The sequence below is a fragment of the Hyphomicrobium sp. MC1 genome, assembly GCF_000253295.1.
In the GTDB taxonomy this organism is placed as follows: Bacteria; Pseudomonadota; Alphaproteobacteria; order Rhizobiales; family Hyphomicrobiaceae; genus Hyphomicrobium_B.
The window spans coordinates 3,859,796-3,881,726 of record NC_015717.1; the positions used below are offsets into that span (position 1 = coordinate 3,859,796).

Annotated in this window: 21 protein-coding genes; 11 read left to right on the forward strand and 10 right to left on the reverse strand. The window is 58.8% G+C overall.

Annotated elements, in window-relative coordinates:
- The first annotated feature begins 270 nt into the window (after positions 1–270).
- The 5 genes from HYPMC_RS18565 (at position 271) to HYPMC_RS18585 (ending at position 5,838) form a co-directional block, all read left to right on the forward strand.
- Positions 271–507: a hypothetical protein gene (locus HYPMC_RS18565; RefSeq protein ID WP_024276448.1), complete on the forward strand. Its 237-nt coding sequence runs from the start codon at positions 271–273 to the stop codon at positions 505–507.
- A 116-nt stretch (positions 508–623) separates the two neighbouring features.
- Positions 624–1,991: an FAD-binding oxidoreductase gene (locus tag HYPMC_RS18570; RefSeq protein ID WP_013949616.1), complete on the forward strand. Its 1,368-nt coding sequence runs from the start codon at positions 624–626 to the stop codon at positions 1,989–1,991.
- Between the two features lie 65 nt (positions 1,992–2,056).
- Positions 2,057–3,067, forward strand: coding sequence for an LLM class flavin-dependent oxidoreductase (locus tag HYPMC_RS18575; RefSeq protein WP_013949617.1), 1,011 nt, complete (start codon positions 2,057–2,059; stop codon positions 3,065–3,067).
- 6 nt (positions 3,068–3,073) lie between these two features.
- A complete protein-coding gene (locus tag HYPMC_RS18580; protein ID WP_013949618.1) occupies positions 3,074–3,742 on the forward strand; it encodes a sulfite oxidase-like oxidoreductase in 669 nt (222 codons plus the stop codon).
- Between the two features lie 131 nt (positions 3,743–3,873).
- Positions 3,874–5,838, forward strand: coding sequence for a hypothetical protein (locus HYPMC_RS18585; protein ID WP_013949619.1), 1,965 nt, complete (start codon positions 3,874–3,876; stop codon positions 5,836–5,838).
- Positions 5,839–5,869: 31 nt separating this feature from the next.
- Here the strand turns inward: HYPMC_RS18585 and HYPMC_RS18590 are convergent, their stop codons facing one another.
- From HYPMC_RS18590 to HYPMC_RS18615, 7 genes are all read right to left on the reverse strand, one after another.
- The gene (locus tag HYPMC_RS18590; RefSeq protein WP_013949620.1) at positions 5,870–7,243 is read right to left on the reverse strand and encodes an FAD-dependent oxidoreductase; all 1,374 of its coding nucleotides are present in this window, start codon (positions 7,241–7,243) and stop codon (positions 5,870–5,872) included.
- Positions 7,244–7,523: 280 nt separating this feature from the next.
- Positions 7,524–7,730 (reverse strand): hypothetical protein, encoded by a 207-nt coding sequence (locus HYPMC_RS24350; protein WP_013949622.1) that lies wholly within the window; start codon positions 7,728–7,730, stop codon positions 7,524–7,526.
- A 2,080-nt stretch (positions 7,731–9,810) separates the two neighbouring features.
- Complete coding sequence (locus HYPMC_RS24355) at positions 9,811–9,948, reverse strand: hypothetical protein (protein WP_157135472.1); 138 nt, start codon at positions 9,946–9,948, stop codon at positions 9,811–9,813.
- A 314-nt stretch (positions 9,949–10,262) separates the two neighbouring features.
- Entirely contained in the window at positions 10,263–11,183 is a 921-nt protein-coding gene (locus HYPMC_RS18600; protein ID WP_013949624.1) for a PfkB family carbohydrate kinase, read from the reverse strand.
- 30 nt (positions 11,184–11,213) lie between these two features.
- The gene (locus HYPMC_RS18605; RefSeq protein WP_013949625.1) at positions 11,214–11,570 is read right to left on the reverse strand and encodes a chaperone modulator CbpM; all 357 of its coding nucleotides are present in this window, start codon (positions 11,568–11,570) and stop codon (positions 11,214–11,216) included.
- A 3-nt stretch (positions 11,571–11,573) separates the two neighbouring features.
- Complete coding sequence (locus HYPMC_RS18610; protein WP_013949626.1) at positions 11,574–12,521, reverse strand: DnaJ C-terminal domain-containing protein; 948 nt, start codon at positions 12,519–12,521, stop codon at positions 11,574–11,576.
- A gap of 11 nt (positions 12,522–12,532) precedes the next feature.
- On the reverse strand, positions 12,533–12,940 hold the full coding sequence (locus tag HYPMC_RS18615) for an NUDIX hydrolase (RefSeq protein WP_024276449.1): 408 nt from the start codon (positions 12,938–12,940) through the stop codon (positions 12,533–12,535).
- Positions 12,941–12,970: 30 nt separating this feature from the next.
- Here HYPMC_RS18615 and HYPMC_RS18620 point away from each other — a divergent pair, with 30 nt between their 5' ends.
- From HYPMC_RS18620 to HYPMC_RS18630, 3 genes are all read left to right on the forward strand, one after another.
- Positions 12,971–13,441, forward strand: coding sequence for an NUDIX domain-containing protein (locus HYPMC_RS18620; RefSeq protein ID WP_024276450.1), 471 nt, complete (start codon positions 12,971–12,973; stop codon positions 13,439–13,441).
- 216 nt (positions 13,442–13,657) lie between these two features.
- Positions 13,658–13,873, forward strand: a complete 216-nt coding sequence (locus HYPMC_RS18625; RefSeq protein WP_013949628.1) for a hypothetical protein — start codon at positions 13,658–13,660, stop codon at positions 13,871–13,873.
- Positions 13,874–13,905: 32 nt separating this feature from the next.
- Entirely contained in the window at positions 13,906–14,070 is a 165-nt protein-coding gene (locus HYPMC_RS18630) for a hypothetical protein (protein WP_155831282.1), read from the forward strand.
- Between the two features lie 162 nt (positions 14,071–14,232).
- Here HYPMC_RS18630 and HYPMC_RS18635 read toward each other — a convergent pair whose 3' ends face one another.
- Entirely contained in the window at positions 14,233–15,018 is a 786-nt protein-coding gene (locus tag HYPMC_RS18635) for an outer membrane protein (protein ID WP_013949630.1), read from the reverse strand.
- A 122-nt stretch (positions 15,019–15,140) separates the two neighbouring features.
- The gene (locus HYPMC_RS18640) at positions 15,141–15,389 is read right to left on the reverse strand and encodes a hypothetical protein (RefSeq protein ID WP_013949631.1); all 249 of its coding nucleotides are present in this window, start codon (positions 15,387–15,389) and stop codon (positions 15,141–15,143) included.
- A gap of 350 nt (positions 15,390–15,739) precedes the next feature.
- Between HYPMC_RS18640 and mgtA the strand changes: the two genes are divergently transcribed.
- Together mgtA and HYPMC_RS18650 are read left to right on the forward strand one after the other, a co-directional pair.
- A complete protein-coding gene (gene mgtA, locus HYPMC_RS18645) occupies positions 15,740–18,334 on the forward strand; it encodes a magnesium-translocating P-type ATPase (protein WP_013949632.1) in 2,595 nt (864 codons plus the stop codon).
- 211 nt (positions 18,335–18,545) lie between these two features.
- Positions 18,546–19,265 carry a response regulator gene (locus HYPMC_RS18650; RefSeq protein WP_013949633.1) on the forward strand — a complete coding sequence of 240 codons (720 nt, stop codon included), beginning with the start codon at positions 18,546–18,548 and terminating at the stop codon, positions 19,263–19,265.
- A 9-nt stretch (positions 19,266–19,274) separates the two neighbouring features.
- Here the strand turns inward: HYPMC_RS18650 and HYPMC_RS18655 are convergent, their stop codons facing one another.
- Positions 19,275–21,167, reverse strand: coding sequence for a PAS domain-containing sensor histidine kinase (locus HYPMC_RS18655; RefSeq protein WP_013949634.1), 1,893 nt, complete (start codon positions 21,165–21,167; stop codon positions 19,275–19,277).
- A 183-nt stretch (positions 21,168–21,350) separates the two neighbouring features.
- Here HYPMC_RS18655 and HYPMC_RS18660 point away from each other — a divergent pair, with 183 nt between their 5' ends.
- Positions 21,351–21,917 carry a hypothetical protein gene (locus tag HYPMC_RS18660; protein ID WP_013949635.1) on the forward strand — a complete coding sequence of 189 codons (567 nt, stop codon included), beginning with the start codon at positions 21,351–21,353 and terminating at the stop codon, positions 21,915–21,917.
- The last annotated feature ends 14 nt before the right edge of the window (positions 21,918–21,931 follow it).

Genomic DNA, 21,931 nt, shown 5'->3' on the forward strand with positions numbered 1-21,931 from the left:
CGCCGAGTTTCAACGGCTTACGGCCTCCGACCACCAGCCGGACACGATTCACGGAGATGGCCAGCGCGCCGGAGAGACGTCGTCTAATTCAGCGACGTCGAACGGCAACGAGGCCGATTCCGCACGACGCCGAGGAGCACACACAAGGGAGACGTGAAACGCACAGCCGGGCGCCGGTGGTTAGCCGGGGTATCGGCATTAAATCATTTATGGGGAGGACGTAATGTCATCGGCGGGATCGAAACGCATCGGCACCTCGAATATTTTTTATTGCATGATGCCAAACCGACAGGGCCGTCCGTCGGCATTTACGCCAACAGCGATATTCCGGCCTCCGTCGCCGACGATTTCGGCCGGCGCTATACTTTTGCGGGCGTGGCGCCGAGACGGACGAACGGCGATTTTGATCTCGATGCCCTCCGAGCCGGAGAATTCATTCTGAAGCCGGGGCTGGTCTATCGGATGGAGCATTTGCCTCAATCGTGGTTCGAGGCGATTTTCAGATAGCCTAAGCGCCTACGCTTAACGACGGGACCGCAGCCGGGGGGTGGGCGCTTAGGCGCTCGTGCAAAAAGCCAGGAAGCGGGATAAACACGGCGCCTCGCTCTCAAATGAGGACGCTCGTGACACGGTCTATCGATGCTCTTTCGTCGGCTTTTCCTTCAGCCGAGGCGCTAGCGAAGGGAAAAGTTCGCTCATCTCATACGCTGATCTTCCGGCCCTATTGGTGGAATGCGCTGCCGGCGGAAGATAACGGCGGCGAAAAGCCTGTTCCGGAAAAATGCGATGTGGCGGTCGTCGGCTCCGGCTTCACGGGATTGTCGGCGGCGCTGACTTTGGCGCGCGCCGGGCGGGACGTCGTGATTTTCGAGCGCGGACGAACCGGATTTGGCGCCAGCACCCGCAACGGCGGTCAAATCGGCAGCGGCAACCAGAAATTCCGCGTCAAGACGCTCATCGCATTGCGGGGACGGCGAAAGGCAGAGGACATGCTGCGCGAGGGCACGCGCATGCTCGACCATATCGCGTCGCTGATCGAGACCGAGAAAATCGACTGTCATTTTCGCCGCTGCGGCCGCTTTCGCGCGGCCATCCGACCTGAGCACTATGATGCGATGGCTGCCGACATGCAGGATCTCAAGGCGATCGCGAGCGTCGAAAGTTTCATGGTGCCACAATCAGAGCAAGCGTCGGAAATCGGCTCCGACATTTTTTATGGCGGTGCGGTCTTGCCGAACGATGCGTCGCTGCATCCCGGCCTCTACCATGCCGGTTTGGTGGCGCGGACGGCCGAGGCTGGCGGCAGGATTTTGGACCAGACGGCGGTCGCCCATATCGAGCCGGTATCGGGCGGTTTTCGCGTACGAACGCCTCGCGGCGAGACGATTGCCCGAAGCGTCCTTATTGCGAGCAACGGCTATACCGACGGTCTCGTGCCAGAACTTGGGCGACGGATCGTTCCCGTCGGCTCGGGCATTATCGCGACCGGGGAAATTACGGAGCAGCTTTATACGCGCCTGCTGCCCAAGAACCGGGTCTACGGCAACAGCAATCGCGTCTTCTATTACTTTCGCGGAGCGCCGGACGAGCGGCGCATTATCTGGGGTGGACGCGTGGGGCGGTTCGCGTCGAATACCTCGCCGTCAGCGTTCGGGCACCTGGCACGCGACATGCTGCGCGTCTTTCCGGACCTCAAAGACGTGCCGATCACGCATGCCTGGGACGGCAAGATCGGCTACACCTACGACGAGATCCCCCACATCGGCCGGACTCCAATGGGCATCCATTATGCTCTGGGCTACTGCGGTACGGGCGTTTCGCGCGCGACCTATTTCGGCAATAGGATTGCGTTGCAGATGCTCGAAAAACCGGAGGGGCGCACGGCCTTCGACGATTTGGCTTTTCCGCCGTTTCCGGTGCATCCGGTTGCCCGGCGAGCGGTGCCGTTCGTTGAGGCATGGTATCGCGTCCGCGACACCATGAATTTCTAGCAATCCCCCCGGATTGGCATTCTTGCAGGCGCGAACCTACATCATGCGTCAGCCTGGAGGATGTCATGACGGCCATTTCCATTCTCGATCTCGTTCGCGTTACGCAAAATACCGATGCGCGTGGCGCGCTCGATAACGCGCGCGATCTCGCAGCTCACGCCGAAAAGTGGGGCTATCGCCGGTTCTGGGTGGCCGAACACCACAATATGCCCGGCATCGCCAGCGCCGCGACGTCGGTGGTGATCGGTCATATCGCGGCCGGTTCGAAGACCATTCGCGTCGGCGCCGGCGGCATCATGCTTCCGAACCATGCGCCGCTCATCATCGCAGAGCAGTTCGGGACGCTGGCGCGGCTGTTTCCGGGCCGGATCGATCTTGGGCTGGGCCGGGCTCCCGGCACTGACCCGCTCACCGTCCGAGCTTTGAGGCGACAGCCTGCGGCCGCCGATACGTTCCCGCAAGATGTTGTAGAACTGCAGTCCTATTTCGCGCCGGCGCAGCCAGGACAGCGGATTCAGGCCGTACCGGCGGCGGGAACGAATGTACCGCTGTGGATCTTGGGTTCCAGCACGTATGGCGCCTATCTTGCGGCCGAGCTTGGCCTGCCCTACGCGTTCGCCTCGCACTTCGCGCCGGAACAATTGCTGTCCGCGCTTGAAATTTATCGCTCACACTTCAAGCCGTCTCAGCAGCTCGACCGCCCGTATGCGATGGTCGGCGTCAATGTCATCGCAGCGGAGACTGACCGCGAAGCCAAGCGTCTCGCGACGACCCAGCAAATGTCATTCGCCAATCTGGCCCGTGGCGCGCGGCAGCTCAGCCAGCCCCCCATCGACGACATCGAGACCTACTGGTCGCCAGGCGAAAAGGCGCAAGCGACGGCTATGCTCGCACGCTCTGTCGTGGGCTCACCCGAGACCGTTCGCGCCGGCCTCAAGGCGCTCATTGACGAAACGGCAGCCGACGAGCTTATGATCGTCTCCGACATCTACGATCACGCGTTGCGGCTACGTTCGTTCGAGATCATCGCCGATACGCAGAATGCCGACGCGCGGCAATTGTGTCCGGAGACCTGAGCCTCGATGAGCGACGACAACAACGACCTGCCGGAACCCAATAAGCTGACGCGGACGAAACAGAAATGGGCGCGCGAAGGACGCTTCCTGACCGGAAAGACCTCGCGGCCCAATTCGGAGAGGTTACCTCCGGGCCAGCATCTGGTCCGCGACTGGCCGGTGCTCGACCTCGGACAGCAGCCGGAGATCGCGCTCGATCAGTGGCGGTTGGTCATCGACGGCGCCGTTGAACATCCGACGACCCTCGACTGGGCAAAGTTCCAGCGCGAGCCCAGCAGCGTCAAGACGTCGGACATCCATTGCGTCACGACCTGGTCGCGCTACGACAACCGCTGGACCGGTGTTTCGACACATGACCTGCTGGATCTCGTGATGCCGACGCCTGAGGCGCAATTCGTCATTCTGCATAGCTATGACAGGTACACGACAAACATTACGCTCGCGGATTTCGCGTCCGAGGATGCCATCGTCGCGCATAGCTGGGAGGGCAAGCGGCTGACGCGCGAGCATGGCGGACCGGTTCGCCTCGTGGTGCCGCACCTCTATTTCTGGAAAAGCGCGAAGTGGCTGAAACGCATTGAATTTGTTGCGAGCGATGCGCGGGGATTTTGGGAAGTGAACGGCTATCACAATCGAGCCGATCCGTGGAAAGAGCAGCGTTACTCGGACGATTGACCCGGTTAATTCGGCAAACTCCGCATTTTTATCATCAGTCGGCGGCAAAGAATTCCGGCTCTGCCATCGTTTGGGCAAGGCTCTCGCGGTAGTGTTCCAAATCTAGGGAGCACAAAACGGGGGTTAGTCGCTTGTTTCCCCAATTCCGATTGCGCCGAATTGCGCCTGCGATAATCCTCGCGGCAGTGGCGATCTCCGCTACCGCCTCGCCGTCTGTCGCCCGCGCCAAGGATGGCTTTTCTGCCTGTGACGCCGAGGCGGGGCTCGCGGTTCTCGCTTCGCCGATCTCCCCCTGGAAGGGCATGCCGCTGCGGATCATCTTCACGGCCGAAAAGCCGCTTGATGGAGTGCTTTCCCTCACCTCTCCCGACGGCAAGGTTGCGGTCACGTCCAAAGAGCGGCACGGCGGGCCGCCCTATTTCTGGTATGCGGATGTGCAATCGCCGTCGGCCGGCACCTGGACCGCTACGCTGACGCGCGAAGGCGCGAGCGCAGAATGTGCAACCGTAAAACGAGAATTCGCCGTGGCGAAGACGGCCGGCGCTCCGCCACGCGCGACATCAAAGAGCGTATGGCCGATCCGCGGCGCGTGGACCCGCGAGACCGAAAACCTCTATTCCGCCTGGATCGAAAAGCTCTTCGACGATCCGATCGACGCCCAGCCATCGTGGCCTGCGTTGCACGAAGTCTTGCGCGATCCGACGCGCAACATGCTCTTCAACTCCATGGGGCTCGGCGAAGACAGCAAGAAACTCATCATGAAGCCGGACTGCGCGGACCTTCCGTATTTTCTGCGCGCGTACTTCGCCTTCAAGACCGGGTTGCCGTTCGGCTATTCCAAATGTACGCGCGGCGGTGGCGGAAAGGCGCCACGCTGCCCGCAGTGGTTCAACATTCAGAAAGAAGACAGCCCGCAAGACGAGGCGAAGCAAAAGCCGATCCAGAGTGCGAGCAATTCACTTTTCGGCGTGTTTGACTCTGCGTCCGTTTCTGAGTCGGCGCAGCGAAGTTCATCCCGGCCTCAGGCGCTTCTGCCGGGCTTTGGATATTACATCCGTACTGTCGTCGCCAACGCCGTCCATTCTGGTTCCGGGCGAACCGCTGCAGCAGACAACAACACCGATTATTATCCCGTACCTTTGACGGCCGAAACGCTGCGACCGGGGACGATTTATGCTGACCCTTATGGCCACGTTCTGGTGCTCGTTAAACGCGTTGCACAGACGAACGATTCGGCGGGCGTCTTCCTTGCCGTCGACGGTCAGCCGGACGGAACGGTGGCCCGGAAGCGCTTCTGGCGCGGCAATTTCCTGTTCGCCCAAGATCCTTCCCTCGGCAGTCCGGGCTTCAAGCGCTTTCGGCCGATCGTCGCCGACAACAATGGTACGCTGAGGCGATTGACGAACGCCGAAATCACGAAAGATCCCGATTACGGCGATTTCTCCCTCGAGCAATCGAAGCTCGGCGTCGAAGATTTCTATGATCGCATGGACGACGTGATGTCGCCCGAGCCGCTCGATCCGGGGCGCGCCATGAAAGAAACGATCACTGCCCTCGAAGAACAGGTGAAGACGCGCGTTACGTCTGTCGAAAACGGACGGAAATATCAGAACGGCGGTGGCGCCGACGTCGCAATCCCATCTGGGCCGTCAATATTCGAAACCACAGGCGCGTGGGAAGACTTTGCGACACCGTCGCGCGATTTGCGATTGCTGATCGCAATCGACGTCGTTCGCGGTTTTCCGGATCGCGTTGCCCGGCGTGCTGATCGATACGCGATGCCGAAGGGCGAAAGCGTCTCCGACGTAAAATCGGCGCTCGACCAAACTCTCACGACGGAAATCGCGTCGCGGAAGTTCTCTTACACGCGAAGCGATGGCTCGCAATGGACACTGACACTCAAAGACGTGCTGGACCGTTCGAAAGGGCTGGAAATGGCCTACAACGTCAATGACTGCGTCGAGGTTCGCTGGGGTGCCGACCCCAAGAGCGAGGAGGCTTCGACGTGCAAGCGGCATGCGTCGTCCGCACAGCGCGCAAAAATGGAAGACTATCGTCCCTGGTTTCACGAACGGAAGCGACCAGTGCGGCAGTGAGTGCGATGGTAGGCGGTAACAGGCGAGCCGTTTAGCGCGCGGGCACACGGGTAAAAAGCGGACCCAGACCCTCCGCCATTGTCGGATGCGCGATGATGGCGTCACGCAAAGACGTGTACGGCAGACCGGCGAGCATCGCCGTCTGCACAACGGCCATCACTTCTCCCGCCTCCGGACCAACCATCGCAAAGCCGACGATGCGATCGTCATCACCAACTAGAGCTTTCATAAAGCCGCGTGTCTCGGAAATTGTGCGAGACCTCATAATGCCAGCCATCGGCAGCTTTGCGATACGCACATTAATCCCTATGGCTTTTGCCTGCTTTTCGCTGATCCCCACGCGCCCAAGCTGAGGGTCCGTAAACATGCAATAGGGGACGAGGCGATCCTTTTTGCTGCGCGAGCCGCCGGCCAAGTTATCGCGAACGATGCGGAAATCGTCGAACGACACATGCGTGAATTGCTGGCTACCGGCGCATTCGCCGATTGCCCACGTGTCCGGCGCGGTCGTTTCGAGCTGATCGTTGACGACAATGTACCCGCGGCTGTCGAGTTCGACGCCGGCGCTATCGAGACCGATGGCATTCGTATTTGGCGTGCGCCCGGCGGCCACCAGCAGATCGGTACCTTCGAAGCGACCACCAGATGTCGTCACGACGACATTTGTGCCGGAGCGGCCCTCAACGTTCGTAATCGCAACGCCCGTCTTGATGGCGATGCCTTCGGAGCGAAGCGCATCGGCGATCTCAGCGGCGACGTCAGCATCTTCCTGTGCCGCAATCTGCGGGCTAGCTTCGAGAATGGTAACTTGAGAGCCAAAGCGGCGAAAACTCTGCGCGAGCTCCAGACCGACATAGCCGCCGCCGAGTACGATCAGATGCCTCGGCAAATATTCAAGCTCGAGCAGTTCGACGTTCGTCATCGGCTTTGCCGCAACGAGACCCGCAATGTTCGGAATCGAAGCGTGCGTACCAATATTGATGACCAACTTATCGCCGCTGAACGTGGCGTTGCCGCCATCATTCAGCTTTACCTCAACTGTTCTTGGCGCGACGAAGCGTGCTTCTCCCATGATGAGTTCCGCGCCGCTGTCCTTGAAAAAATCGAGATGCATCTTGATGAGACCGTCGACCATTTCTCTCTTGCGAGCGACGACTCTTCTCATATCGGTCGCAACTGCGCCGGTGATCGATCCGAATGCGTCGGCGTGATGAGCAAGATCGGCGACTTTGGCGCTCCAGATCTCGTTCTTGCTCGGGAGGCAATTCGTGTTGGGGCAAGAGCCGCCAATAAGTTTGCGCTCGATGACGGCGACTTTCTTGCCAGATCGCCCCAGATGCCAGGCGAGAAATTTTCCGCCTTCGCCGCTTCCGATGATGAGGACATCATATGAATTCGAAGACATCGGTTCTTCCTCCCGCGTGCACGTTGGGGCGCGTGTTTAGCCAGATTTCATGCAAGCGCAATCGCAGATTTGCATCGAACCGCTTTGCGAGTTCAATTCGCCGCAAAAAAATACGACGTATGCCACGCAGCTTTAGATGTCCGGCCTGCAGACACGTACAAAGCACGATTTGTAGGGAAGATAAGCCGCATACTACTTTGTCCTGACGGACGCTATCGCCACAAACCAAAAACGCGCCGTTTCCGGCGCGCTTTTCCGTGGTGCGTGTATCAACCGCCAATTAATCATTGTACGGCGCGCAGTACATATCGTAATTCGTATCCGCACCGTGCCAGCGACAGAATTCAGCCGGTGTTTCCGTCTGCATCTCGGTTCGAGCACGTTCCATCACTCGACTGTGTGAGGGAGTGCTCAAGCTAGCAGCCAGGGCGCCAGTTGTGCCGGTTGCGAGCAGGATCGCCGACAGGGCCATTACAGACTTTCTCATTTTTCTTCTCCTTATCTCGTCTTCATCTCCGCTCCCTTGAGCGGCTTGTCTTGAAGAGCTGATAAGAGAATGGGCGCCGCCATCTTATCATTCCAACGCGATGTTCGATTGGTTTCGATCGCTTCAATCGATCAATGATATGCGGCGGAACGAAAAAAAAGGCTCGGTATCGACGTTCTGCTGAGTGGGCGTGCCCGCGGGGAAGAACAAATAAAAAAGGGCGCCCCTTGCGGACGCCCTTCTTTCAATTTGCCGATTGTGGTCGGCGTTATTTCGTTATCGCGCACGCCACGCTGGATGCGGCGCCGGTAGACTTGAAGTCACCGCTGCAGTGAGGCGCGGCAAATGCCGAAGCGCTGGCCGACACCAAAATCAGCGCGCTGAGAGCTACGAGTTTCATCACTTTTCTCCATAGCCCACTTGGCGAAATGCGCGAAAGCAGGCTCTCCATCGAGGGATAGCAGCGGTTAGATATGAAGAACGCGGAGCGAAACCATTATCTGAAAGTATGATCTGCCGTTTGCCGGCAGGACGTTTTGGCGCTTCCGTTGTTGAAATGCGCCGGAAACCCGGCGCTTTCTGATCAACCGCGCATCGTCCCTTGACCAGCACGCAGAGCAGAACGTCACTATTTCCATAGCTGTTAGACGATCAGCTCCAGCGAAAAAAAGGGCGCCGCGGAGCGCCCATTCTTCGCGTGTTTAACGCTCGACTTATTACTTCGTGACGTCGCAAGCGGCGCCAGCGGTCTTGAAGTTGCCCGTGCAGGCAGGAGCAGCGAACGCGCCCGAAACGCCAGAAACCAGCAGCATCGTAGCAAGGACAGCGATCTTCATTGTCATTCTCCATTCATCTCTTTGCGCCGGCAGCCCGCTTGTGTGGGCGGCGCTTGCTGAAAGCCTCACGAGTTAGATACGCTCTCTCACCCGAAAAACATTTCATCTCTAAGTATGTTTTCGCGGCTTATCCGTTTACGGCTTTGGCGCCTCAAACCATCAAAAACACCCGCATTTTCGGGTGTTTCGCGCGACACGAAAACGTGTCGTGATTTAAACGCAGAGCTGACGCACGTCATTTCGATATCTGGCTAAAATTCTTCAGCTTGCGTTTTCCGAAAAAAGGGCGCCGCGAGGCGCCCCATTCTTCGAACTTTTTTACGATTGATTTAATTTACTTCGTGACGTCGCAAGCAGCGCCAGCGGTCTTGAAGTTACCGGTGCAGGCCGGGGCAGCGAACGCGCCCGAAACGCCAGAAACCAGCAGCATCGTAGCAAGGACAGCGATCTTCATTGTCATTCTCCATTCATCTCGTTTGCGCCGGCAGCAGCCCTGGCTTTCAGGGCGGCGCTTGTTGAAAGCCGCGTGCCCTACATACGCTCTTCGACCCGCAAAACATTTCATCTCAAAGTATGAGGAGATGGCCTATCCGTTTGTGGGCAAGACGTTCGTCCATCGAAAAATGCCCGTGTTTCCTGGCGTTTCTGGCGTTTTGAAAATGTGTCGTGATTGAAATGCAGTTCTGGGTGACGCCATTTCGATGCCTTGCCCACAAATTCCGCTGCTCGTTTTTCGGCACAAAAAAAGGGCGCCGCGAGGCGCCCCATTCTTCGAACTTTTTTTACGATTGATTTAATTTACTTCGTGACGTCGCAAGCAGCGCCAGCGGTCTTGAAGTTGCCCGTGCAGGCTGGGGCAGCGAAAGCGCCCGAAACGCCAGAAACCAGCAACATCGTAGCAAGGACAGCGATCTTCATTGTAGTTCTCCATTCATCTCTTTGCGCCGGCAGCCCCCCTTTTTTGTGGGCGGCGCTTGTTGAAAGCCGCACAACAGAAATAGGCGCCTGCCGTCGCCGGCCCCATTATCTGTGGGTATGATCAAACCGATGAAATCGGGAGCGAGCCGCGATGCGAACTTCGAACAGCGCCCATTTATGGGCTTCCGCGTTCGGTTAACCGGCTAAACCTAAGTTTAGGCGCACGCAAAAATTTCCCGCCAGAGATGACGGGATGCGCGTAAGGAGGTGCGCCGGATGGAGCTATCGGCGCACGTTCTTCGTGTGGTTCTGCTTCCGGCGAAAGGCTATTCGCTGCGACTTGTAAGCTTGCGATTATTGCGATGGTGGCGGCTGGAATAGAAAAGCAGCAGCCCCGTTCCGACGGCTCCCAAAATGAGGAGCCCTTCAAGGGCGAAGATCATGGTGTAAGCAGAATCGGGCATTGCACATCCTCTTATTTGTTATTGTTCAATGAGACCCCGATATTCGCCGGAATGCCAGTGCCGCCTGCGGCAAATACACGTCTGATCTGCATCTGGGTTCGCGCCGCACAAAAAGGAGCAGCGGGCGCGCCACGCAGGTGGATGCCAATTCGACCAGTCCGTACGCGGCGTTAAGGGAGCGTGCTGTCTCAAGGATTGATCGGCAGCAGACCAGTATTTTTTCGGCGCTGCACCTACGGCGGCGCAGCAGAAAACGCGGATTTTCTCAAACCGGCCCGATTTGAAGGAAGAAATCTCTCGATTGTTCGCGACGTTCAATTTCTCTGCTGTGGTCGCTGCGAAAGAAAGCTTTCCACTTCATCATACGTCGGAAGAGCGGCGCGGGCCCCGAGACCCGTACAGCTCAATGCGGCTACGGCCGAAGCGATCCGCGCGCAGTCGGCGTCCGCTTGGTTGCGCGCAACGCACCAGGCAAACGCTCCGTGGAAGGCATCGCCCGCGCCCGTCGTATCGACTACGTCGACCTCATAGGCAGGTTGCCGGCCATGCTCTCCGCTCTGCGATGCCCAGAGATACCCGCGTTCGCCGCTCGTTACGCCAGCGTGGCGAATGCCCGATCGGATCAGCCGCGCCAAGCGGTCCTCGTCGCTGCCGCCATGGGTGAACTGCTTGAATGCGGGGGCCGAGAAGATCGCGTAATCGGCCAAGCCGATGACCTTGTCGAGCAACGGACCGCCGTTCAAGTCGATATCGAGCACGGTCGGCACGCCGCGGTCACGCGCGGCCTGGAACAGCGCCAGCGTGCCTTCAAGCCACGTCAAATCGCTGAGGACCACATGTGCCGTCTCGACATGCGAGACCGGCAACCAATCGGCGGCGAGCGGAAATTCATGATCGTCCTCGCTAATGACGAGGCGCTCGCCGCGCTTGTCGACGATCACCGCTGCCGTCGCTGACGAAACGCTTTCGAAGGCGCGAACGTGGCTTATGCCGACGCCGGCAGTTCTAAGCTGATGCCGGATAATTCCCCCGGCCGCGTCATCGCCGATGCGCGCCCACAGCGACACGTCTCCACCGAGACGCGCGATCGTGGCGGCAGCATTCGCAGCCATGCCGCCGCCGCTCGCGACATGCTCGGTCGCCCGCAGTTTCGTTGCCGTCTTCGGAAATTCGTCTATTCGGTAGACGTAGTCGAGCGCCGCGTGTCCGACGGCAATGATGTGTTTGCCGGCCATGTGCATCACTCACTGTGTATGGAAGCAGGTCTACCGGCTATCGTCGCTCGAATGGTCGATGAGCGAGGAGTGCGCGCTCGTCAAGACATGGAGACGGGCTTTGAGCCGATCAATCTCATTCAAGAGGTCGAAGACTACGGCGATGCCAGCCGGGTTGACGCCGAGATCACGGTCGAAGCGTTTGGCTTTCGCCAACTGCACGACGCTGACGCTCGAAAATCGCCATTCGGAGACGCTGGCGCCGCGTGCCTCGATGATGCCATGCTCAACGAGTTCGACGACCCAAGCAGCTTCGACTTTGCAGATGCCGGTCAGCTCTTCGAGCGAATAGATAGGTTCGGTGCCGATTTCTTCTGCCGATACTGCGCCGGTGCTTTTCTCTGTCATCGCTTAAACTCCAAGACCTGCACGCGGATCGAACGCCAATTCCTTCGCCATTTCTTCATAGATCTTGCGGGCCTTTTCATCCGTCGCCGGAGGCCAGACGATCTTGAGTACCGCGTACAAATCGCCCGGTTCCTTGGCGGGAATGCCGCGTCCGCGGATGCGAAGCTCGCGGCCGTTGGCCGAACCCGCGGGCACCTTCAGCATAATGGCGCCGGACGGCGTCGGCATCTTGACGCTCGCGCCGAGCGCGGCTTCCCAAGGTGCAACGGGAAGCTCAAGATATAAGTCTTTGCCGACAACACGATAAAGCGCGTCAGGCTTGAAGCGGACTTCAAGGTAAAGATCTCCCGCAGGCGCTTCACCGATGCCCGGCGAACCTTGGCCCTTGAGTCGAATGCTTTGGCCTTCCGTGACGCCTTTCGGAATTTGCACGGTGAGATTCTTATCGCGAACGAGGACGTGGCCACTGTCGTCCATCTCCGGCATGCGCAACGTGATCGTCCGTGTGGCGCCGTCGAGCGCATCACGCAGATCGATGACGATCGAGGCGTGATGATCCTCGCCACGCATATTGAAGCTGGTGCGCGTACGGCCGCCTCGCGACGTCCTTTCACCGCGAGCCTGCGCTCCGAAGATGCTGCTGAAGAAATCGCTGAAGTCTGCGCTTTCCGGAGCACCGGAATATTCGAAACCGGCATCCCAATTGGGGGGCGGTCTGAATTCCTGCCCCGCCTTCCAGTCCTTACCAAGCTGATCGTATGCGGCGCGCTTTTCAGGATCGCCGAGCGCTTCATAGGCTTCGCCGATTTCCTTGAACTTCGCCTCAGCTCCCGCTTCCTTGTTGATGTCGGGATGGAACTTGCGCGCGAGTTGACGATAAGCCTTCTTGATGTCGTCCTGCGTTGCGCCGCGCTCGACGCCGAGAATCTTGTAGTAGTCCTTGAATTCCATTGGCTCTCACATCATCGGATAAGGTTCAGCGCGTCAGTGATAATCTTTCGATGGTCGAAGGCGATTTCAATGCCGTCGAAATTCTTTATCCAGGCCACGGCCTCGGCGTCGTCTCCGGCTTTGGCTTCTTGGTTTTCCGCACGAACGAGAAAGGCGATGGAACAGGTGTGGCCGCGGGGGTCGCGGTCAGGCTTGGAATAGACGCCGACCAATGTGAGCGTCTTGGCGTCGATACTCGTTTCTTCCATCAACTCGCGCTTGGCTGCGTCCTCCACAGTCTCTCCGATTTCGACGAAGCCGCCTGGCAACGCGTATTCACCCTTGAAGGGCGGATTTTTCCGGCGAACCATAAGCACACCGCGGGCGGGATCGACAACGACGCAATCGACGGTGAGCAGAGGAGTTTTCGGAGGCGACATGACAATTCCATTTACGTCGAAAGAGCCGACGTGAAAACGCCGGAGAGCGCAGGGCTGCTTTTATATCGCCGCCAGCAAGACCTCGAAGTCCTTCTTGCACATCCAGGCGGTCCCTACTGGCGGAACAAGGATGACGGCGCCTGGACCGTTCCAAAAGGTGAAATTCACGGCGGGGAAGATCCATACGCGACGGCGCTCCGGGAATTCGAAGAAGAGACCGGATTGCGTCCCCACGGCAAGACACTTTCGCTCGGCTCGCTGCGGCAGAGCGGCGGCAAGCTTGTTCACGTCTGGGCCGTGGAAAATGACTGGGATCCGGCATTCCTCGTTAGCAATCAATTCAGCATCGAATGGCCGCCGCGCTCGGGGCGGACCGCAACGTTTCCGGAGATTGATCGCGCGAATTGGTTCGATCTCGCGACCGCGCGCCGAAAAATTCTCAAGAGCCAAATGGATTTTCTTAACCGATTGGAAGCCGCACTCGATGCCGGAGCGGCCTGACGCCGATCAGGCCCGCGCGCGGAATCGGACGTTGAGACAGCGTTAATGCTCCAATACGAGCCGATGCTAACGGCATATTAAGCAGAACAACAGCCAGCGCTTTGAAACTCCGCAATTTTTAGGAATTCAGGCTCATACCCTTGGATACGCGCCGGCAGCCAAAAAGCGAAAACGCAGGGACGGCGAACACATTTCTCAATCGGGGTTGAGTGCGTCATGAGTAACGAGTTTTCGAACATCAAACCTGCCGAGATCTATGCGGATCTTTCGGCGGACGACATTGCCGAGATGATGGCAGAGGCCGCTGCGGTCGATGCCCTGTTCCAGTCAGGGCACGCTTCGACGACGTATCTGAGCAGCCTTTCAGCTGCCGCCTTCGCGGTCGCCAAATGCGAAGAGGAAGTTCCGGAAGCGCCGGCGACGGCGGCTTAATCGGCCAATATCCGAAAGTTCGCGAAAAGAACATGAGCGGGTCAACGAGTGGCCCGCTCATTCAGTATGTGCCGGACATCGGTTTTAAAGCGATGATGTCGTTCGGCAAAGACCAGGTTGGATCGTCGGACGAGCAGTCGGCGATGCCGTATCGTTTTTGCTCTGCGGCGCAGCGTTTTCGTGCTTCGCCATTCTGACAAGCTCGGAAATACGGACGCATGAAAGCTTCTGGTCCGTGAGAACCAATTTAAGATCGAGCTTGTAGATACGTAATTATCGGATTGGACAGGTCGCAAAACAAAGCCGGAGCCTCACGGTGTGAAGCCCCGGCTGGGATCGTCTCAAAGATCGACGAATTCTTATTTTATCGGCTCGTAAGCAGGCGCAGGAGCAGGAGCAGCTGCAGGCGCACCAAAGAGGTAGGTCAGACCGACGCGCGCAACCCAGAAGCTGTCGTCGTAACCGACACGCGCCGTACAGGTCCCTATGCAGCCGCCGCCATTAGCCGTAAACGTGTCATCCGTAGAGCCGAAATCAATGTATGATGCATCGGCGCGGAAGGCCCAGTTGTCGTTGAGGAGGTATTCGATACCGCCGCCCGCGGTCCAGCCAACCGCGGTATCGCTTTGGGTTCCGGAAAACGTCACGCCATTGAAGGCATTGCTGTTGATGGAATGATCAACTCCGCCATAGGCCAAACCACCCATCGCGAAGATGAGAAAGTTCTCGTTACCGACCAAGCCGACGCGTCCGCGCACCGTGCCGTACCAATTGATTTCCGACCCGAACGTCAGTGACCCGCCGCACGTCGGGCACGTAATGCCCGTCGTCATATCGGCGTTGAAATAGTTGATGTCGGTTTCAGCGCCGAGCAGCCAACCGTTGCACTGCCAGTTATAGCCGGCGACGCCGCCGCCGGTGAAACCTCTATCGTTGTCCTTGAGCTCGATGCCCACGTTGGTCTTCGTGCTTGCACCGCCAAAGCCAATCAGGCCGCCGGCATAGAAGCCCGAGAAAGGGCCGCCACAGGAGTTTGCAGCCGGGGGCGGCGTATAGGCATAGTCCGTCAGATCACCGCCGGCATAGGCGGAGGAGGCGCCGAGAAGACAAAAAATTCCCGCTATAAGTATTTGAAATATATTCATAATTCGTCGCCCTTCCCCCGTCCGGAAACGCGCAAAAATCCCTGCTCTGCGCCGAGTCCCGTTCACATGCCACAAAACGTGATTCGCGAGGCTGCGTCGAGCAGGGTCGAAACTCGCTGGCGTCAATCCCCCGCCCGGGCGAAACTTCCTGAATCATTTTCCGCCATAGCGACAGCCGCATTGCCCGCGATGACGTCGAGATCGGAAACGCCGCGCTCGACTTGAATTTGGACCGCCGCCGCCACGCGAGCGTAGGCGCCGTCATCGAGCAGTTCGTCCACATTCAGAGACAGGCCAGCGATCGCACAGGCCCTCTCGAAGGCCAACCGCATGAGCAAACGCTCATTTCTCTGTAACTCATCGAGTGTCACTGCCTGCTCCTAGCAAAAATGCAGGCGCCTCGGCCGGGGGGATGGGCTTCGAGGCGCCCGCTCAGTGTCAGCCGACGCGGACGCGGCGTGCTGCGCGTGAAACTCTCAAGTTTATTTGCCGCTATCTAGCTTCAGAAGCGGCAGGCACTCGACCCTGGTCGGCTTGGTGCACAATCACAATCGCCGTTAGTTGCATGGGGTGACATTGACCTTGCGCAAAGTTGGAGAACGCGAAGTTTGACGATGTAGATCTCAGTCCGGCGCGAATGGACGGTGCTGCGTAAGACCTGCAAGCTCTGCACCATGCCCGCTTGCGATCTGCGATGCGCCACAGTGAGAATTTCGCCAATATGAGCGTTCCAACTCGCCCTCATCCTTTCTGGACAGAGCCGGTCGAAACGGCAATCCAAGCGTTGGCGAGCAGGCCGACAGGTCTTCATACTGGCGAAGCTGCAGAGCGTTTGGCGAAGGACGGTCCAAATCTCATCGGCATCAGCGGCCACCCAAGCCTCCTTGTGAAAGCACTCCGACGCGTTGGCGAACCGATGACGGCCATTCTGTTGCTGTCTGCGGCGGTCTCCGGAACGGCCGGCGATTGGCAAAGCTTTTTCATCATCGTTCTGATTGTCGCGCTGTCGATTGCATTGGACCTTTATCAAGAGCGCGAAGCCGAGAGGGCCATCGACGCGTTGAAGAAGTCTGTTGCCGTCACGGCGACCGTGCTGCGCGATGGGCGGCCGATTGAGATGCCGGTCAAGGATATCGTTCGCGGCGATGTCGTGAAGCTGCGCGCTGGAGACCTTGTGCCGGCCGACGGCATCGTTATTGCCAGCCGCAACGCTCTGACGAACGAAGCCAGTCTGACGGGAGAACCCTATCCGTGTGAAAAGTGTGCAGCCACATGTGCGAGCGTGCTGATCGCGGAAGCGCATAACGCGCTATTTGCCGGAACCAGTGTTGTCTCGGGTGAGGCGACAATGCTCGTGATGGCGACCGGCCGGGCGACAATGTTCGGCGCCATCGCAGCTTCGGTCGAGGCACGCGAACCGATGACGGCGTTCGAACGCGGCGTGCATCGTCTCGGGACTCTCATTCTCCGACTGACGGCATTTCTGGTGCTCTTCGTGCTCCTGACGCAGCTTGTGCTGCACGGGCTGTCACTCGAAAGCTTCATGTTCGCGGTAGCGCTCGCCGTTGGGCTGACGCCGGAACTGCTGCCGATGATCATGACGGTAACGCTCGCGCGCGGTGCCTTGCGCATGGCGAAGCAAAAGGTCGTGGTCAAGCGGCTCTCAGCCATCCACGATCTCGGCGCCATGAACGTGCTTTGCACGGACAAGACCGGGACGCTGACCGAAGCCAAGATCGCGTTGGTCGAGAGCATCGGAATCGATGGCAGCCACAGCGAGGCTGTTGCGAAGCTCATCAGACTCAACAGCCAATTTGCCAGCGGCGTTCGGAGCAATCTCGACGACGCGGTGATCGCCGCCCTGCCGCCTGCCGACGCGAGCTGGACATTTCTGGATGATGCACCATTCGACTTCGAGCGCCGCCGTTCATCGGTGCTTGTCGCGCACGATGGCAAACCTCAAATCATCGCCAAGGGCGCGCCCGAGATGTTATTGGCGCGCTGCTCGCAAGTTGAGCTTGCGGACGGCACGGTGCATCCGCTCGACGCAGCGCGCCGGTCCGAGCTTGATCGATTATTCGAAGCCAAGGCTCACCAAGGGTTGCGATTGCTCGGTGTCGCCCGGCGCGACGTTGGTCCGGAGTGCACGACGACCCGGCCTGAGAATGAAACGGATCTGACCTTTGTCGGCTGCGCGTCCTTCCTGGATCCCCCCAAAAGCTCAGCGACGGCGGCCGTCGCAAAGCTCCGAGGCGCGGGCGTCGCGGTAAAAATCATTTCAGGAGATGCCGCTCCGGTCGTGCTCAATCTCGTCAAGCAGCTCGATCTGCCGGCGCAGGGCATCATGTCCGGTGAAGACCTCGACGGCATCTCCGAAGTCGCACTGATCGAGAAGGTGTCGAGCAACGATCTTTTCGTACGTGTTTCCCCCGAGCAGAAGGGGCGGATCGTCAGAGCGCTGCGCATGCGGGGTTTTACGGTCGGCTTTCTCGGCGACGGCATCAATGATGCGACCGCTATACATGCCGCAGACGTCGGACTATCGGTTGAAGGTGGAACCGACGTCGCGCGCGATGCTGCCGATATCATCCTGCTTCAACCCGATCTCGGCGTTCTGGCCGATGGCGTCGCCGAGGGGCGCCGGACCTATGCCAACATCATGAAATATGTTCGCATGGGGACGAGTTCGAACTTCGGCAACATGCTGTCGATGGCGCTCGCGTCGTTGATCCTGCCGTTTCTGCCGCTGATGCCGCTGCAGATTCTCATCAACAACCTGCTCTACGACCTCTCCGAGATCGGCATCCCATTCGACAGCGCCGACGACACGACGCTGTCGCGGCCGCAGACCTGGGATGTCGGCTCTGTGCTCGGCTTCACGCTGATCATGGGGCCACTGTCGTCGCTGTTCGACCTGGGAACGTTTCTGATGCTGTCGCAGGTATTCAAAGTCGACGCCGATGTCTTCCGGACGGCGTGGTTCGTCGAATCGATCGCGACGCAGATCCTGGTCATTTTCATCATCCGGACGGCCAAGCCATTCTGGACAAGCCGGCCAAACGGCGTTCTTGCGGCGAGTTCGATCGGGGCGCTCGCCGTGGCGATGGCCGTCGCGCTCTCGCCGCTCGGACATTTTGCAGGGTTCGTTCCACTTCCTGGCACGATCCTTGCGGCCATCGCCGGAATTACCGTTGCCTATTTGGCAGCCGCCGAAACCCTGAAGCCCTATGCGCTCAGGTGGGCGCCTAAAAATTTCTGGGCAATGTCAATAAGCAAAAAGGCGGACGTCGGTCGCTCGTATCTGCATTTCAAATAGTTTCCCCCTGCCATGAGCGGAGACCAATATCGACCGGCGGCCACCGACCGATGCGTGCGCCCCGGGGGGCTCTCCAAGCGGCGAAGCGACGCTTCCTGCCCGAGGAATTTTTGCGTATATCCAACATCTACTCGTCGCAGTCATAGCGATGGGGCGCCTGAACCCTGATCGGGCGCTGCTTGGAAGATCGACAGAAATCCGGGGATCGGGCGTGACGACTGAAATTCTCGTTATCGATGATGACCCGGAGATCAGGCGGCTGTTGCGGACGTGCTTTGAGCGCGAAGGTTATCTGGTCTCTGAGGCCGGAGATGCCACCGATGCTCGAGCGGCCCTGGCAAAGGGCGGCGTCAGCCTCGTTACACTTGATCTAACGCTCGGCCGCGACGACGGCCTTAGTCTTGCACGCGAAATCCGCGCCAACGGCGACATTCCGATCGTCATGGTCTCTGGAAAAGGCGATGCCGTCGATCGCATCGTTGGGCTTGAACTCGGAGCCGACGATTACATATCGAAGCCGTTCAACTTACGAGAGGTCCTTGCCAGGGTACGCGCGGTACTGAGGCGCCATGATGCGAGCCCGTCCGGCGCTCCAGCGCCGCAGGCGAAGCATGAAGTCTATCACTTCGGCTGCTGGGCCTTGGATATAACCAGCCGCGAATTGAAGGATTCAACCGGCGGCGTGCGCGAGCTGACGACAGGCGAGTTCAATCTACTCGAAATATTCATCCGGCGGCCGCATCGGGTCTTGTCGCGGGACGAGATCATGGACTTGCTCAAAGGGCACGACTATTCGCCGCTCGATCGCTCCATCGACGCGCTGGTCAGCCGTCTGCGCAAAAAAATCGACGATGACGGATCGAAGTCCGCGCAGATCAAATCCGTGCGTGGCATCGGGTACATGCTGGCGATAGACGTCCGGCGCGGCTGAGGATCACGCTCAGGTCGACGGCGCAGCGGCTTTCTTGTCGAGGACCGCGCGAAGGATGTTTGCCAAATCCTTCTGGGCATATGGCTTGCGCAAAATCGCCCATGTCTCATCGCCCGACGTCGTGGTCCCTGCGATCTCTTCGGCAAATCCTGTCGTCAGGATAACCGGCAGGCCTGGACGATTTTCTGCGATCCATTTGCCGAGGTCGATCCCTGTCATGCCGCCCGGCATCATGATGTCGGTGAAGACCAGATCGACCGCCAGGCCGCCCTTCAACGCTTCCTTCGCCTCCGCGCCAGTGACGCATTCGACGACGCGATAGCCGAGGCGTTCGAACCGCTTCACCGTCAGGGCGCGGACGTCGCGATTGTCTTCGACGACGAGCACCGTCTCGCCCGTGGCTTGGTGCGTCTCCGAAGCAGGCGACGACTGTTGGGCATTTTTGGCATCGACGCTGCGCGGCAAATAGAGATTGATGGTCGTGCCGGTGCCGGGCTCGCTGTAGATCGTGATGTTGCCTTGTGACTGCTTCACAAAGCCGTAGATGGTGCTGAGACCGAGGCCGGTGCCACGACCCGGCGGCTTGGTGGTGAAGAACGGCTCGAACACACGGTGCAAGGTTTCTTTCGTCATGCCGATGCCGTTGTCAGAGACGGAAATGCGAACGTATTCGCCAGCGGTCAGCGGGCCTTCAAATCCCGTTTCGCCCTCTTCCAGCGTGGCATTGTCGGTGCGGATCGAGAGCTTACCGCCGTCGGGCATCGCATCGCGGGCGTTGATCGCGAGATTGATGACGGCTGCTTCCACCTCGCCGGCATCGACGCGCGCCAGCCAAAGGTCGGGCGCCAGATGTGTTCGCAATTCGATCGTGTCGCCGAGCGTTCGCCGCAGCAATTCGGTCATGCCGCGAACCTGTTCGTTGAGATTGATCACCTCGGCGGCAAGCTGACGGCGGCGCGCAAACGTCAAGAGACGATTGGTCAATCGCGCACCGGAGTCAGCGGCGCGCGCCGCGCGTGTCAGCAGCTCGTGATCCTGCGGATTGGTGATCGTCTCTTCCAGCAGCTCCAAATTGCCGGAGATTATGGTCAGCAGATTGTTGAAGTCGTGAGCGATGCCGCCACTGAGCTGACCGATGGCTTCCAGCCGCTGCGATTTCAGCGCGGCTTCTTTCTGTTTGATGTCCGAAGTCATGTCGCGAAAGAGACCGACGACCGCGACGCGCGAACCATCGGCGCCGACGATATCGGCCACGTGACCTTGGCCTGGAAACCTCGTCCCGTCGCGCCGCCGGAGCGACGTCAGGATGGTCCGGCTGCCGGTGCTGTCGGCCTGATCATCCTCGAGTTTGTGAAGATCATGCGGATCGGCAAAAAGGTTCGACAGATCGGATATCATGGCTTCATCGGACGTGTACCCGAACATGCGTGTCGCCGCCGGATTGACGAGGATGATCTCTCCATCCGGGGACGAAATGACGAGCGCTTCCGGAACGTGATCGAAGACAGCCTGAAACAGCAGAGACTGACGGTCGATCTCGGCCTGCAATCGCGCACGCGCACTCAGGTCGTTGATGATACCGGAGAAGAATTTCTGGCCACCGACCTCGAACATGCCCACCGAAAGATGGATCGGAAAAATGGTGCCGTCCTTGTGCAGACCCTGCACCTCGCGGCCGACGCCGATGATTCTTTTTTCGCCGGTCGTCAAATGGCGCTGAAGATAACTGTCGTGTTGGGACTGATACGGCTCCGGCATCAGCATATTGATCGGCTTGTTGAGCATCTCGCCGGCGGAATAGCCAAACATTTGTTCGGCGGCAGGATTGACGCTTTGGATGCGGCCGGAACTGTCGATTGCCAGGATCGCAGCGACCGCCGACTCCAGGATCGCCTTCAGCATGGCAGACCTTGATATGACTGGTTCTTCCTGATCCACTCTAATGCCTCGATGCCTTGCAATCCAGATGTTGCGATCCGCGGATCGGAGATGACGTATCCCCGTGCGCCCCAGCCATCGACTGATCTCGGTCAAAGCAGTTTCGTGACAATTCCACGAAATTCGAGACATCCGATAGGAGACGTTATGGCTACCAACGACCGCCCCCAAATAGCAGGGACGACAGACAGTGAGCACCCGGCGGCGCGCTTTAAAGCAGATTGCGCTCTGCAGCTCGACATCTGCAAGTCCCTGCTGGCTGTGGCCGATAGCCTACCTGGATCGCTAAATACAACAACAATCGACATCCTGTCGAAATTGTTGCAGTCGACATGGGCAGCGCATCTGAAACTGCAGAGCGAAGTTATTGTGCCGCTCATCGCCAAGCGCCATGAAGCTATTTCCGATGTACACAAATGTTTTACGCCACTGACCCGACAGCACATTGAGATCTCGGGCATTAATGACGAACTGGCGGAATGCTTCGATATGGTCGCTAAGGGCGAGCCGGTCGAGAGCAGCATGCTGGGATTTTTAATCCGCAACGCAGCAGAGCGGCGGCATGAGCATGTCGATTGGGAAAAAACCCTGCTCGGTCCTCTTCTGCCCAAGACCTTAACTCCCGCGGAGCGCCAAGTTTACTGGGACTGGGCGGCCGCCAATCCGTGGCCCTACGAAGGTTTCAAAGTCCTTACTATCAGCAACCTCAATTGATCGAAGTCAATTCG

Excerpts from the sequence above, each read along its gene's own strand:
- HYPMC_RS18575 (WP_013949617.1), top strand. The coding sequence starts at position 2,057 with ATGACGGCCATTTCCATTCTCGATCTCGTTCGCGTTACGCAAAATACC.
- HYPMC_RS18580 (WP_013949618.1), top strand. The coding sequence starts at position 3,074 with ATGAGCGACGACAACAACGACCTGCCGGAACCCAATAAGCTGACGCGG.
- HYPMC_RS18590 (WP_013949620.1), bottom strand. The coding sequence starts at position 7,243 with ATGTCTTCGAATTCATATGATGTCCTCATCATCGGAAGCGGCGAAGGC.
- HYPMC_RS24350 (WP_013949622.1), bottom strand. The coding sequence starts at position 7,730 with ATGAGAAAGTCTGTAATGGCCCTGTCGGCGATCCTGCTCGCAACCGGC.
- HYPMC_RS24355 (WP_157135472.1), bottom strand. The coding sequence starts at position 9,948 with ATGCCCGATTCTGCTTACACCATGATCTTCGCCCTTGAAGGGCTCCTC.
- HYPMC_RS18600 (WP_013949624.1), bottom strand. The coding sequence starts at position 11,183 with ATGGCCGGCAAACACATCATTGCCGTCGGACACGCGGCGCTCGACTAC.
- HYPMC_RS18605 (WP_013949625.1), bottom strand. The coding sequence starts at position 11,570 with ATGACAGAGAAAAGCACCGGCGCAGTATCGGCAGAAGAAATCGGCACC.
- HYPMC_RS18610 (WP_013949626.1), bottom strand. The coding sequence starts at position 12,521 with ATGGAATTCAAGGACTACTACAAGATTCTCGGCGTCGAGCGCGGCGCA.
- HYPMC_RS18615 (WP_024276449.1), bottom strand. The coding sequence starts at position 12,940 with ATGTCGCCTCCGAAAACTCCTCTGCTCACCGTCGATTGCGTCGTTGTC.
- HYPMC_RS18625 (WP_013949628.1), top strand. The coding sequence starts at position 13,658 with ATGAGTAACGAGTTTTCGAACATCAAACCTGCCGAGATCTATGCGGAT.
- HYPMC_RS18630 (WP_155831282.1), top strand. The coding sequence starts at position 13,906 with ATGAGCGGGTCAACGAGTGGCCCGCTCATTCAGTATGTGCCGGACATC.
- HYPMC_RS18635 (WP_013949630.1), bottom strand. The coding sequence starts at position 15,018 with ATGAATATATTTCAAATACTTATAGCGGGAATTTTTTGTCTTCTCGGC.
- mgtA (WP_013949632.1), top strand. The coding sequence starts at position 15,740 with ATGAGCGTTCCAACTCGCCCTCATCCTTTCTGGACAGAGCCGGTCGAA.
- HYPMC_RS18655 (WP_013949634.1), bottom strand. The coding sequence starts at position 21,167 with ATGCTGAAGGCGATCCTGGAGTCGGCGGTCGCTGCGATCCTGGCAATC.
- HYPMC_RS18660 (WP_013949635.1), top strand. The coding sequence starts at position 21,351 with ATGGCTACCAACGACCGCCCCCAAATAGCAGGGACGACAGACAGTGAG.